Below are 12966 nucleotides of genomic sequence, written 5' to 3'. Positions count from 1 at the left end.
AAAAATATACAGTTATGTTTGATTTAGACAGATGGCAGGAGATTTGGATCACCATTACGCACAACAAATCGCGCAGTGTACTCACCGCATTTGGTGTTTTTTGGGGTATGCTGATGCTGGTGCTGATGGTGGGTGCCGGGAACGCGCTTGAAAAAGGGATCTCGTCTCAGATAGAAGGATTTGCAACCAACTCCTGCTTTTTTGCAGCAGAAAATACGACGCTCCCTTACAAAGGTTTCCGTAAAGGAAGAAGATGGAACATGACCAACAGCGATTTACCCGTTATCAGACAAAGGGTAGATGAGCTGCAGTACATCTCTCCAATGCTGTTCAGCGGAGGAAACGACAGAAATGTGGTAAGAGGTGACAAAAACGGCTCTTACCTGGTGAAAGGTTGTTATCCGGAATACGATCTGATAGAGAAAAGCAAAATACTTTACGGCAGATATGTGAACGACATTGATATTGCCGGAAAAAGAAAGGTGTGTGTTATTGGTGAACGAATTTATGAAGTGCTCTTTCAGAAGGGCGAAGACCCCACGGGAAAGCTTATCAGGGTGAATGGGATTTATTTTCAGGTAATCGGGGTTGCCAGAAGCTCATCGGGTGTAAGCATAGGTGGTAACACTGCCGAAACGGTGGTTCTCCCCTTTTCTACTATGCAGCAAGCTTTCAACCAGGGTAATATTATCCACTTTCTGGCTGCTACGGCCAAGGATGGAGTACCGGTAAAAGTGGTTCAGAACAAAATTCTGGAGATACTGAAACAACAACACCAGATAGCACCTGACGACAAGGATGCGTTGTTTACCATGAATATAGAGGAGCAGTTTAAAATGTTCAACTACCTGGGAATAGGAATTGCCTCTTTGATCTGGATCGTGGGACTGGGAACACTCTTTGCCGGAGCTGTCGGCGTGAGTAACATCATGCTGGTAACAGTACGCGAACGGACTAAAGAGATCGGGATCAGGCGCGCATTGGGGGCAACACCCGGAAACATTATCGGGCAAATTCTAAGTGAAAGCGTGGTGCTAACCGTCTTGGCGGGAATACTCGGTATTGTGGTGGGTGTGGGATTGCTCAGAGCTACGGGTATAGTGCTTAGCCAGGGTGATCAGTTCTTTAAAGATCCGCAAATATCGTTCGGTATGGCAGTTATCTCCCTATTTATTCTGATAGTGATAGGTACAATGGCAGGATATGTACCCGCACAACGGGCAATGATGATTAAACCGGTAGAGGCCATCAGTGAAGAGTAAAAAAAATGGGAACTGGGACTGAAGCTGGAGACTGGAAATTACGACAATAAAACGAGAAATAAATGATCAATAATAAATAAATGGCATGAAACGAGTATTAAGAATTGCAGGATTGGCTCTGTTGGGGCTTTTGGTAATATCCACCTTCGTATTTCTGTGGCAGAAATCACGCCCCAGAACAGTTACCTACAAAATTGAGACAGCGGCAAAGGGAGATATAGAAAAAAGAACCGTAGCCACGGGAAAGGTTGAGCCACGCAACGAGATCCTTATAAAGCCACAGATGTCTGGCATCATTTCCGAAGTTTACAAGGAGGCCGGTGATATTGTGCAGGCCGGTGATATTATTGCCAAGATTCAGGTAGTACCCGATATGGTAAATCTCAGTAGTGCCGAATCGCGTGTAGAGAGGGCGCAACTAGCTGCCAATCAAAGCCGGAGCAATTATGAAAGAGACAAGAAGCTATATGAGAACGAAGTGATCTCTAAAGAGGAGTTCGATAAGGTGGAGTTACAGTACAAAAACGATCAGGAAGAGTTGCGCGCGGCCAATGACAATCTGAGCCTTGTTAGAACGGGAATTACCAAGAGTTCAGCAAAAACCAGCAACACTTTGGTGCGCTCCACCGTAAGTGGTACTATCCTCGATATTCCTATCAAGGTTGGTAACTCGGTAATCCAGTCCAACAACTTCAACGACGGCACAACGGTGGCATCAGTGGCAAACCTTAGCGACATGCTCTTTGTGGGGAAGATTGACGAAACGGAAGTGGGAAAACTATCGGTGGGAATGCCCATGGAAATCACTATCGGAGCTATCCAGGACAGGAAAGTGCCTGCCAGTTTGGAGTATGTATCGCCAAAAGGTGTTGAAGAAAGCGGTGCTATTCTGTTCGAGATGAAAGCTGCTATGGAACTACCTGCCGATGTATTTATCCGTGCCGGTTACAGTGCCAATGCCGATATCATTCTCGATAAACGAGCTGCAGTGGTGACTATTCCGGAAAGTTCAGTAGAGTTCAGTGGAGATTCTGCATTTGTTTACATGGTTAAAAACGAAAAACCGCAGGAGTTTGAAAGACGGCATGTAAAAATCGGCCTCTCCGACGGTATCAATATTGAGGTGACTGAAGGATTGAAAGAGAGTGACAAAATTCGCGGAACGGAAATTATAGAAGAAAAGAAATCATAAGATGAATATTAAAACAATACTTATCATTATAGTGATAGCAGGATCGTTGTTCCCGGTTACCGCACAGCAACAATTTACGCTGTTAGAATGTATAGATATTGCTCTGGAAAACAACCGCAATATAAAACAGCAGGAGCTGAACAAACAACAGAGGGAGATAGCCTACAGCCAGGCACGCACCGACCTGCTTCCAAACCTGAATGCATCAGCCGGACAAAACTTTGTGTTCGGACGCTCTATCGGACTTGACAACGTTTATCAAAATACCAACTCATCACAGACAAGTTTCGGTATCGGAGCGGACATCACCCTTTTTGACGGACTGCGCATGAAACATAATATCGATGCAAGAAAAGCCGATATGCATGCATCGGAAGCCGATCTGGAAAAGATGCGCGATGATATTATCATGAGTGTTTCAACGGCATTTTTACAGGCATTACTCAACAGGGAGTTATTACAGATAGCCGAGAGCCAGCTTGGTATTACCAAAGCCGGACTGTCACAACGCTCCGAACTGGTTAGAAGCGGCAAAATGGCACAGGGTGAACTGTATGAACTGGAGGCACAACAGGCTAAGGAGGAATTAAACAGGGTGCAGGCAGAAAGTAATCTCAAGCTGGCTCTGCTTGACCTGGCACAAATCATGGAGCTGGAGGAGTTCAATAATTTCGATATCACGGCACCATCAGCCGAGGACCTGATTAACGAAACCGCACTCCTTTCCTCAGAAGCAGTCTACGAGAGCGCACTGATGAACCGTCCCGAAATTCGCAGTATGCTCTACCGGCTTGAAAGTAGCCGTAAAGAGCTGCTGATGGCAAAAGCTCAATATTACCCCACACTTTCATTCGGAGCCAATATGGGTACAGGATATTACAATATGAGCGGAAGAGATAACGACTCTTTCAGTTCGCAATTGCGTAATAATATAAGCAATTCGCTCGGTTTCAACCTTCGTATTCCAATATTCAACAGATTTCAGATCAGAAACAGTGTTCATAATGCCGAACTGATCATTGCCAACACACGGCTGGAGATGGATAAAACGAAACTGGAACTGCGAAAAAAGATTGAACAGGCCTATTATAATGCAATAGGAGCAAGAAGCCGGTGGAACGCTGCTCAAAAATCGGTCATAGCCAGCCGCGAAGCATACCGTTTTGCGGAACAAAAACATGAGAGTGGCAGGGCTAACTCATATGAGCTCTTCCTTGCCAAGAACAATCTCACTCAGGTTCTGGGAGAAGAAGCGCAAGCCAAATATGAATATGCTTTCCGGTTGAAAATCCTGGAGTTGTTGAAAGATTGAATCATTTTGATAAATAACTGGTTCCAGACAGAGTTTCAGAGTTTCAGATTCTCCTGAACCTGCTCTCGCCTGACTGTTATTTCGGCTTTACAAAAAAACAGATTTTTTTGTAACCGTTGTAACCATTATTCAGTCAAATAAATAAAAAATAAACTATATGCGAACAACACTTACATTTACACTAATATTATTGCTTTGCACAATCAGCAGCACTTCTTGTGCCCAACAACGCAAAGCAACGGATCAATTCGAGGTAACCGGTTTCACGGCTATCAAATCGTCGGTGGTCGCCAATATTATGATCATGCAATCCGATAAAACAAGCGTTACCGCCGAAGGAAGTGAAGAGCTGCTTAATATTCTTGAAGTGAGAATGGACGATGGCAAACTCATTCTGGAGATGGAAAAGAGTTTTTGGAAACAGTTTAATAAAAAAGCTGACAAGCTGCTGATCTCCATCTCCACCCCTACCCTTACAAAAATCGACTTTGATGGAGTAGGAAACATCAATATTAAGGGATCCTTCTCTTCCCCCGGACTAATTGTCAACTCTAAGGGGGTAGGTAACTTTACTGCCAGGGAGCTTGATGGAGGACATGTTCATATCTCTTCCGAAGGAGTTGGTAACATCTCTATCGCTGGCACAGCAGACAGTGTGGAGATAAGGTCTGAAGGTGTGGGCAACATAGATGCTGGAGAGCTGAAATCCCGAAGGGCTACCGTTTATTCACAGGGAGTGGGGAATGTAAGTTGTTTTGCATCGGAGTTTCTCAAAGCACGTTCTGGTGGCATTGGCAACATAACCTACTACGGAAAGCCAAGCGAAACAGACCTCTCCAAAGACGGCATAGGAAAAATCAGGGCGGGAAATTAAAACCTGCCGGTTAAAACAAATACTCTACTTCTAATTACAAAAATTCCGAAAATGGGGGCTTGCGAAAGCCTCCGTTTTCACTACTTGTTCACTTGTTCTATCATACCCATATCACGAAGCCAGGAGAGTCCCCTGAAAAGTAAAAATAAAGATACCGTTTTCGAATTAACTCTTTGTCAATTCGATGCTTCATTTTGCTAAATCCTCCGTATCTTTGTAGTTTAATAACTATTGCAGCAAATGGATCAAAAACAATATCTACTCGGCATGACACTTGCCGAAATCACGGAAAAAGTTACTGAACTGGGCCTTCCCAAATTTACCGCCAAACAGATTGCCCACTGGGTCTATCTGAAGCGAGTGAAGGACATCAATGAGATGACCAATATCTCTCTGAAGAACAGGCAGATTCTCTCAGAGAAATTCGACACGGGAAGATCAGAACCGCTCGATGTGAAAACATCTGTCGATGGAACAAGAAAAATGCTGTTCAAGACAGGTAGCGGAAAGTTTATCGAGACTGTCACCATACCTGAATCCGACCGCCTGACTATCTGTGTCTCCTCACAAGTAGGATGCCGGATGAACTGTGATTTTTGCATGACAGGAAAACAGGGATTCCATGACAACCTCACTGCTACGGAAATTCTTAACCAGGTATATTCGGTACCCGATTCTGAAACGATCACCAACCTGGTTTTTATGGGTATGGGAGAGCCGCTGGACAACTATAAGCAGGTAAATAAGGCTTCGGAACTGCTGATGGCTGAATACAGCCTTGCATGGAGTCCAAAACGAATCACCCTCTCTACCATCGGACTAACGTCAAACCTGAAAAGTTTTCTCGACGAAAGCAAATGCCATCTGGCCATCAGTTTGCATAATCCTATTCCGGAACAACGACAGACCATTATGCCGATCGAGAAATCGGCACCCATTACCTCGGTGATTGAAATGCTGCATAAATATGACTGGAGTCACCAAAGACGGTTATCTTTTGAATATATCATGTTTGACGGGGTGAACGACTCGTTGCTTTACGCACGGGAACTAACCAAACTGCTGGCAGGCCTGGACTGCCGCATTAACCTGATCAGGTTTCATGTAATCCCGATGAGTAGCCTCAGGCCCTCAACAGAAGAGAATATGATTAGGTTTCGAGACTTTCTCTCTGCTAAAGGATTCATCAGCACCATACGTGCATCCAGAGGAGAAGATATCTTTGCAGCCTGCGGCATGTTATCAACTGCAAAACTGGAACAACACTAATTTTTCATAAATTAAAAGCGATGGATTTCATTTCCTCACAAATAGTTGTATATTTGTTAAATAATAGGCAAATAATCACCTTATGAAACATTTTAGAATTTTTCTACCTTTCGTGGCCGCCATCCTCTTTTTCACATCGTGCGACGGCGGCGGAGGATTTTTCTCCGCTTCAGGAACAACTAATGAAGTAATGGTACTGATCGATGACACTGCCTGGAAAAGTACAGCCGGAATAGCATTGTTCAATGTACTCAACTCGAATGCAAAAGCACTACCACAACCGGAACCGAATTTCAGAATACTGCAAATTGTCCCGGAAAATTTCAGTAGTACCTTTAAAATGGCACGCAATATAATTATTCCAGAAATATCGAACATTTACAGCTATCCGAAACTTACAGCCGATATCGACAAATATGCCGTGGGACAGGTAATAATGAATATTCATGCTCCCGACACCGCCACTTTTGTGAAGTTTGTAACCGAAAACAAAGAAAGCATTGTAGATTACTTTGTCACAAAAGAGCTCGAGCGAAATGGCAAATATCTTAAAAACCTGACGGATCCGGTAACACGTATAAATCAGGTTTTTGGAGTAAACATCCATTTTCCAAAAGGCTTATCGAATGTAACTGAGCACAAAAACTTCTACTGGGCCACCAACAATGCGCCCCGGTCACGCCAGGACATTGTTATCTACCAGTTTCCTTATACCACGGAAGCCGTCTTCGAAAAAGATTCTCTTATAAATATCCGCAATCGCGTGCTGGGGGAGTATATCAAAGGTTCTTTCGATTCAGAGATGACTACTGCCATACATTCGTATATGCCCGACTACCGGCGTATTGAAGTGGAAAGTATATTTCGTGCCGAACTGCGCGGATTGTGGGAGATGACTACCGATATGATGGGCGGCCCCTTCGTGATGCAGGCATTTGTAAATGAAAACAGCGGCATGGTAGTGGTTGTGGAAACATTCATCTACGCACCCGAAACAACAAAGCGCAACCTTATGCGCAATCTGGAATCCACACTTTACACCATCAGCATACCCGAAGTAAAAAAAAGATCATAACAATAAGTCAGTCAAAAATAAAGATGTCAGAATTAATAAAAATAGGTATCACACATGGTGATGTCAATGGTATTGGATATGAAATCCTGTTAAAAGCTTTTTCTGATGCGAGGATGCTTGAGTTGTTCCATCCCGTGATATACGGGTCATCTAAATCGGCCTCGTACCATCGTAAGGCCCTGAACAGCAACTCCGTGAATTTTCATATAATTTCCAGAGTCGAGGAATCTCAGGAGGGAAAAATCAATCTTGTTAACTGTGTAAAGGAGGAGATAAAGATTGAATTGGGCAAAGCAAGCATAGAAGCCGGAGAATCAGCATACATGGCATTAGACCATGCTGTCCGTGATCTTGCAGCAAATAAAATAGACCTGCTGATTACTCTGCCCATCAATAAAGATACAATCCAAAACGAACGTTTCCATTTTCCCGGCCATACGGAGTTTCTGCAGGAGAGGTTTTCAGGAAATGGAGAGAAAGCCCTGATGATCATGGCAACAGAAAATTTGCGTGTGGCACTGGTAACCACCCATATACCTCTTTCAGAGGTTTCGTCAAAACTCTCAAAAGAGCTGATAATGGAGAAGCTGAAAACCCTTGATCTCTCTTTGAAACGGGATTTCAGAATAGAGAATCCACGTATCGCCGTACTGGGGCTGAATCCTCATGCCGGTGAAAACGGATTACTGGGAAAGGAAGAGTCAGAGATCATTTCACCAGTTGTGAAAGAAGCGCAAGACAACAAAATACTATGTGCGGGGCCATTTGCCTCAGACGGTTTTTTTGGAACCGGCCATTTTAAAGATTTTGATGCCATACTAGCAATGTATCATGACCAGGGTCTGATTCCTTTCAAAACGCTGTCTATGGATTCAGGAGTTAATTTCACAGCAGGATTACCCATTGTAAGGACCTCTCCCGACCACGGTACGGCTTACGATATTGCAGGAAAGAACCTGGCTTCGGATGAGTCGTTCAGGCAGGCTATATTTATGGGTATTGACATCTTCAGAAACAGAAAAGCCTATGATGAAGCGCGCAAAAACCCGCTCCGCAAAATGTTTTTCGACAGAGGAAAGGACGATGAAAAACTTGACCTGACAAAAGAAGAAGCTGAGGAGCAGCTTTAGTTCAGTGATATGTAGCTCAAATTCTTATTACAGCTTAGCTGCAATCTGATTCTCCAGCTTCAGCAGATCTTTGGTGAAATTACGAATGCCTTCGGCCAGTTTTTCGGTAGCCATAGCATCTTCATTCATCATCCAGCGGAAAGTTTTTTCATCAAGTGATATTTTTTCCATGTTCATTTCACAGGCCGCTTTGGAGTCAAGTTTTTTTGTTAATATACCCTCAGTCTGTTCCAGCTCATTCAAAAGCTTGGGAGAGATGGTGAGAAGATCGCATCCTGCCAGTTCGCATATCTCTCCAATATTCCTGAAACTGGCACCCATGACCTGAGTTGGATAGCCAAACTTCTTGTAATAGTTAAATATACCGGTCACCGAAAGGACACCCGGGTCTTCCTGTGCGGGTATTACTGATACGCCACGGTTCTTTAAATGCCAATCGAGAATCCTCCCCACAAACGGTGAAATCAGCCGCACCCCCGCTTCGGCACAAGCTATAGCCTGTGCTTGAGAGAAAAGAAGTGTGAGGTTACAGTGAATACTTTCCCTTTCAAGTATTTCGGCTGCTTTAATCCCTTCCCATGTAGAGGCTACCTTTATTAATATCCTTTCGCGCGAAATACCGGCCTCTTCATAAAGAGCAATAAGTTCCCGTGCTTTTTTGACAGTAGCGGCGGTGTCGAACGAAAGGCGGGCATCCACTTCGGTAGATACACGCCCCGGAACTATTTTCAAAATCTCCAGTCCGAAATTTACGGCCAGCTTGTCCATCGCCTTCTGTAGCTGAGTGGTTTTCTCAGACGATGACTGTTTGGCAAAACCAATAGCATTTTCAATCAGGTTTTTGTATTTTTCATCTTGCGAAGCCGCATAGATTAACGATGGGTTGGTGGTTGCATCTATAGGTGTGTAAGCTTCAATAGAAGCAAAATCTCCAGTATCGGCAACCACTTTGGTGAATGTTTTCAGTTGTTCAAGTAAGTTCATAATTTTCCGGGTTTAGATTTTTTCAAACGATTTTCACCAAAGATAGGAAACAATTGCAAAAAAACAAAAAAGAGGCTCGGGTTTAGCATTAATAAATAAATCACAATATATTTCACTACCGAAAACGGTTTCCGGTAGTGAAATAGAGGATTAATTACCTCCTGAATAAATTATAAATATTAAACCTGTAACAAAAAACAAGAACATCAATGTCAACAATTGATTAACTTTTTTCGGGGCACCTCTGAATTCTTTCCAGATTAATAACCCCCAGAGTGCGGCCACCATTGGAGCAGTTTGCCCCAATGCATATGAAATAGCAGCACCTGCTGTGCCCGCGGCTATATAGCTGGATGCCGTACCTATACCCCAGATAAGGCCACCCAGGATACCCACAAAATGAGTTTCTGGATTCCCTGCAAAATATTGCTTATACGACAAAGGTTCACCTATAAAGGGTTTCTTCATGATCCAGGTATTAAAAATAAAATTACTTGCAAATATTCCGAGTGCAAAGATAAAAAATGCCGCATATGGAGTCAACATACCAGTAGCAGGGGATGCCATGTTTTCCAGATCCATTGCAGATGCCACAAACCTATAGAAGAAAGACATCAGTATACCTGCGAAAATTGCAATTATTATTCCTTTTTTCTTTGTACTGTTCTCACTTTCTCCCTTTATCATCTTACCCGAAGCAATTCCATTAAAAATAATAGCAGCAATGATAAATGCAACTCCGGCAAAGAGAATTACAGGATCACCCTTTGGAGTACTGAAATAATTTATAAACACACCCAGTGTCAACGCCAGGCCAACCCCTATGGGGAAAGCTACTGACATACCAGCATATGAGATTGCAGAAGAGAGTAAAATATTTGATGCATTAAAGATTATTCCTCCTGTAAATGCGCTCCAGAAGTTTCTTGAATTAACTTGCATCAGATCATCAGTAAATCCTCTCCCCTGCTCCCCGATGCTTCCTAATGTGAATCCCAGAATAATTGAAAACAACAAAATCCCTATCACGTAATCCCAGTAAAAAAGCTCGTACCTCCAGGTTTTTGCCGCCAGTTTTTGTGTGTTCCCCCAGGAACCCCAACAAAGCATTGTCACAAAGCAAAGGACAACTGCCAATAAATAGCTGTTTACGATAAACATATTAGTTATTTTTATATAATTTGTTGTTATTTAAAAAATTACGCACTTCTGATTCGGTCGGAATTGAGGGTTGTGCACCCATTCTTGTGACACAAATAGCTGAAGCGGCAGTCGCAAATGTAAGAGCATCTTCCCAATTGTTTTCTCTTGCTAACTCAGCAGCAAATGCACCACAAAATGTATCACCTGCTGCAGTAGTATCAACAGTATTAACTCTATATGCCGGTATATGCTTATAAACATTGCCATTTTTTAAAATGGACCCTCTGTCTCCCAGAGTCATGATCACATTTTTTACACCCATATTCAACAATTTATCCAGAACGATTTCAATATTTTCTCCATCAACCTTTATACCCGATATAGTTTCTGCCTCAACTTCATTTACTACCAGAATATCTATTTTATCAATAATATTTCGATCTAGCGACCTTGCAGGAGCAACATTCAGTATAATTTTTTTCCCATGTTTAAATGCAACTTCACATATAGTTTTAACAGTTTCATATGGAATTTCCATTTGCAATAATACTATATCTACCTTTCTGATAGCAGTCTCAATATCTGGCTTGAAAACCAGTTCAGATGTAAACATCCTATTTGCCCCGGGATTAATTACAATACAGTTTTCCCCATTTTTGTTTACCCAGATCATTGCACTACCTGTTGGTGTACCTTCGGCAATCATTGGAACTACTTTTAAGCTTTGCTCCTTATAATATTTCAATAAATTTTTTCCTGCTGAATCGGATCCCAGCGATGTTACAAATATTACATCCCCGCCCAGTTTATGTGCTGCTAAAGCCTGATTCGCACCCTTGCCCCCCATTGCCTGCATGAACGCTGAAGCTTCAACAGTCTCTCCCGGTACAGGGAACTCATTCATCTTCAATATGTAATCAATATTAGCACTCCCTATAATCATTATTTTCTTCATACCATTATTTTATTTTTCATTTATGGTGCATGAAACTCGCAATAATCATTTACTTGAACGCAACTGATTTTCATGATCGTTTCATAATTATTTGCGATATCATAGACAGCCTAATAATACACTTTTACCTGTGGTTCTTTACAAGAATATATAATAAGGTTTAAAACATCTATGTGATAATTGCCAGGTATATTCCGGCTTTTTAAAGTAATATTATGATCTCCTTCCAGAAGATTATAATTCCACGCTACCTCAGTACGCTTCAACAGTGTTTGTGTTGGCATCTTTATAGTCTCAATTAGGTTATCATCGATATAAAGATCAACCTCCAAAACTTCATCACCATGTCCGTTTTCTGCAAAAGCATATCCGGTTAAAACAAACCCGGAACCGTTGAAACTAACAGTAGCCTCTTTTTCTTTTTCACTTATTCTTTTGTTCACACTTCTGCGCTCTGATGGGAATAATCCTTCAAAACTAGCTTCCATTGGAACTGTCTGTGGAACCTGGTATTTAATAACCAGTGAATCGTCATTCTCCCTTCCTCCATTTCTCCTGATCATATCAACGGCATGCTGAAAACCTATATCATATACTTTTTTTAGAGACATTTCAGTATACTGGAAATTAATTTTTTCAACCTTCTCAAGGCCTTGTTTCCAATAATCAGGTATATTGCTGTACCCTATCATAGTCCCCAGTATTCCGGCGGCATTCGCAGGATTACAATCCGAGTCGTAGCCGCACCTTGTGCTGATATCTATTGTTGCACCATAATTACCTTTCCCGTAAAGTAATCCGATTACAATATATGCAGCGTTGATTTTTGCATCAATATTAAGAGGCGCAAATACTCCGTCGGGACAACCTTTATCATGGGTCCATTTTTTCTGCGCTTCAAACCAGGCATACTTCCAATCGTCCGGCTTTTGTTTGTACCATTGAATAACATCGGAGATACAGTGAAAGAAGTCGCTCTCTTCGGGGATAACCTTCAAAGCTTCTTCAACAATAAACTCAATATCATTATATACAAAAGCCAAAGAATACATTGATGCTACAAACATTCCTCCAAACAATCCATCTCCATAATTCATAATCCGCCCGATTTTGTTACATATTTCAACAGCTGAATTAATCATTCCCGGCGACATTAATCCTGCAAAGTCGGCTTCAATCTGAAAGTCGATATCATCTGCATGTGGATTATTTTTCCAATAACCCGAAGCTGGAGGCATTATGCCGTTAAGGATATTATAACGTGCCGCCTGATTGGCATGCCATAGCGGATATTCAGCATTTGCAAATGCAATTGCATGCAGTGAGTCAGGTGCATCTAAACCATGTTTTTGGAAAACATCAACAAAAGTCAAGTCCATGTATATATCGTCATATAAACCAGGAAAATTTTCAAAATACCACAACATACGCATATCATCCCATGGGATTGGCACATGGTCGTCTATCATAGTACCATTCCATATAAATTCGGTAGGCCCTCCGTACGTACATCCTATTACTTGTCCTGCCCATCCTCCTTTTATTTTGTCAAACAAATCAGCCTTGCTAATTGCCGATTCATTCAACTTAAGATTATCGTTTTTCTTCGAATCACAGCCAGCTGACATGCAGAATAAAACAAAGGCTACTACTCCTGTGAAACCGGCTATGACTAGCTTGTAAAATTGTTGCATAATAATATTATTTAGTTTACTGATAAATAATCGAATATATTTTATCTTCACTGTAATATCTCTTCGGCTATTTCAT

The 12966-nt window shown here is 42.0% G+C and carries 11 protein-coding genes; 7 read left to right on the top strand and 4 right to left on the bottom strand.

What is annotated here, in order from left to right; genetic code table 11:
- Positions 1-14 precede the first annotated feature (14 nt).
- From B3B27_RS02235 to pdxA, 7 genes are all read left to right on the top strand, one after another.
- Positions 15-1262 (top strand): ABC transporter permease, encoded by a 1248-nt coding sequence (locus tag B3B27_RS02235; protein ID WP_238867290.1) that lies wholly within the window; start codon positions 15-17, stop codon positions 1260-1262.
- A gap of 85 nt (positions 1263-1347) precedes the next feature.
- Positions 1348-2454: an efflux RND transporter periplasmic adaptor subunit gene (locus B3B27_RS02230; RefSeq protein WP_238867291.1), complete on the top strand. Its 1107-nt coding sequence runs from the start codon at positions 1348-1350 to the stop codon at positions 2452-2454.
- A gap of 1 nt (position 2455) precedes the next feature.
- A complete protein-coding gene (locus B3B27_RS02225) occupies positions 2456-3766 on the top strand; it encodes a TolC family protein (RefSeq protein WP_286832781.1) in 1311 nt (436 codons plus the stop codon).
- A 157-nt stretch (positions 3767-3923) separates the two neighbouring features.
- Positions 3924-4640 (top strand): head GIN domain-containing protein, encoded by a 717-nt coding sequence (locus B3B27_RS02220; RefSeq protein WP_238867293.1) that lies wholly within the window; start codon positions 3924-3926, stop codon positions 4638-4640.
- Between the two features lie 240 nt (positions 4641-4880).
- Positions 4881-5909 (top strand): 23S rRNA (adenine(2503)-C(2))-methyltransferase RlmN, encoded by a 1029-nt coding sequence (rlmN, locus tag B3B27_RS02215; RefSeq protein ID WP_238867295.1) that lies wholly within the window; start codon positions 4881-4883, stop codon positions 5907-5909.
- 82 nt (positions 5910-5991) lie between these two features.
- The gene (locus tag B3B27_RS02210; RefSeq protein WP_238867297.1) at positions 5992-6984 is read left to right on the top strand and encodes a DUF4837 family protein; all 993 of its coding nucleotides are present in this window, start codon (positions 5992-5994) and stop codon (positions 6982-6984) included.
- A 23-nt stretch (positions 6985-7007) separates the two neighbouring features.
- Positions 7008-8114, top strand: a complete 1107-nt coding sequence (gene pdxA / locus B3B27_RS02205) for a 4-hydroxythreonine-4-phosphate dehydrogenase PdxA (protein WP_238867298.1) — start codon at positions 7008-7010, stop codon at positions 8112-8114.
- A 27-nt stretch (positions 8115-8141) separates the two neighbouring features.
- Here the strand turns inward: pdxA and tal are convergent, their stop codons facing one another.
- The 4 genes from tal to B3B27_RS02185 form a co-directional block, all read right to left on the bottom strand.
- Positions 8142-9098 (bottom strand): transaldolase, encoded by a 957-nt coding sequence (gene tal, locus B3B27_RS02200; protein ID WP_238867300.1) that lies wholly within the window; start codon positions 9096-9098, stop codon positions 8142-8144.
- Between the two features lie 150 nt (positions 9099-9248).
- Positions 9249-10259 carry a GRP family sugar transporter gene (locus tag B3B27_RS02195; RefSeq protein WP_238867302.1) on the bottom strand — a complete coding sequence of 337 codons (1011 nt, stop codon included), beginning with the start codon at positions 10257-10259 and terminating at the stop codon, positions 9249-9251.
- 1 nt (position 10260) lies between these two features.
- On the bottom strand, positions 10261-11196 hold the full coding sequence (gene rbsK / locus B3B27_RS02190) for a ribokinase (protein WP_238867304.1): 936 nt from the start codon (positions 11194-11196) through the stop codon (positions 10261-10263).
- A 110-nt stretch (positions 11197-11306) separates the two neighbouring features.
- Positions 11307-12890, bottom strand: coding sequence for an ADP-ribosylglycohydrolase family protein (locus tag B3B27_RS02185; RefSeq protein ID WP_286832785.1), 1584 nt, complete (start codon positions 12888-12890; stop codon positions 11307-11309).
- Positions 12891-12966 lie beyond the last annotated feature (76 nt).

It is taken from the genome of Proteiniphilum sp. UBA5463 (genome assembly GCF_002427225.1).
GTDB classification, from domain to species: domain Bacteria; phylum Bacteroidota; class Bacteroidia; order Bacteroidales; family Dysgonomonadaceae; genus Proteiniphilum; species Proteiniphilum propionicum.
Note: the sequence above shows the minus strand (reverse complement) of the source record. Positions and strands in the feature narration are given on the sequence as shown.

What these genes read in the sequence shown, in the direction of transcription:
- B3B27_RS02185 (WP_286832785.1), bottom strand. Translation starts at nt 12,890, where the DNA reads ATGCAACAATTTTACAAGCTAGTCATAGCCGGTTTCACAGGAGTAGTA.
- B3B27_RS02210 (WP_238867297.1), top strand. Translation starts at nt 5,992, where the DNA reads ATGAAACATTTTAGAATTTTTCTACCTTTCGTGGCCGCCATCCTCTTT.
- B3B27_RS02220 (WP_238867293.1), top strand. Translation starts at nt 3,924, where the DNA reads ATGCGAACAACACTTACATTTACACTAATATTATTGCTTTGCACAATC.
- pdxA (WP_238867298.1), top strand. Translation starts at nt 7,008, where the DNA reads ATGTCAGAATTAATAAAAATAGGTATCACACATGGTGATGTCAATGGT.
- B3B27_RS02235 (WP_238867290.1), top strand. Translation starts at nt 15, where the DNA reads ATGTTTGATTTAGACAGATGGCAGGAGATTTGGATCACCATTACGCAC.
- B3B27_RS02225 (WP_286832781.1), top strand. Translation starts at nt 2,456, where the DNA reads ATGAATATTAAAACAATACTTATCATTATAGTGATAGCAGGATCGTTG.
- rlmN (WP_238867295.1), top strand. Translation starts at nt 4,881, where the DNA reads ATGGATCAAAAACAATATCTACTCGGCATGACACTTGCCGAAATCACG.
- B3B27_RS02195 (WP_238867302.1), bottom strand. Translation starts at nt 10,259, where the DNA reads ATGTTTATCGTAAACAGCTATTTATTGGCAGTTGTCCTTTGCTTTGTG.
- tal (WP_238867300.1), bottom strand. Translation starts at nt 9,098, where the DNA reads ATGAACTTACTTGAACAACTGAAAACATTCACCAAAGTGGTTGCCGAT.
- B3B27_RS02230 (WP_238867291.1), top strand. Translation starts at nt 1,348, where the DNA reads ATGAAACGAGTATTAAGAATTGCAGGATTGGCTCTGTTGGGGCTTTTG.
- rbsK (WP_238867304.1), bottom strand. Translation starts at nt 11,196, where the DNA reads ATGAAGAAAATAATGATTATAGGGAGTGCTAATATTGATTACATATTG.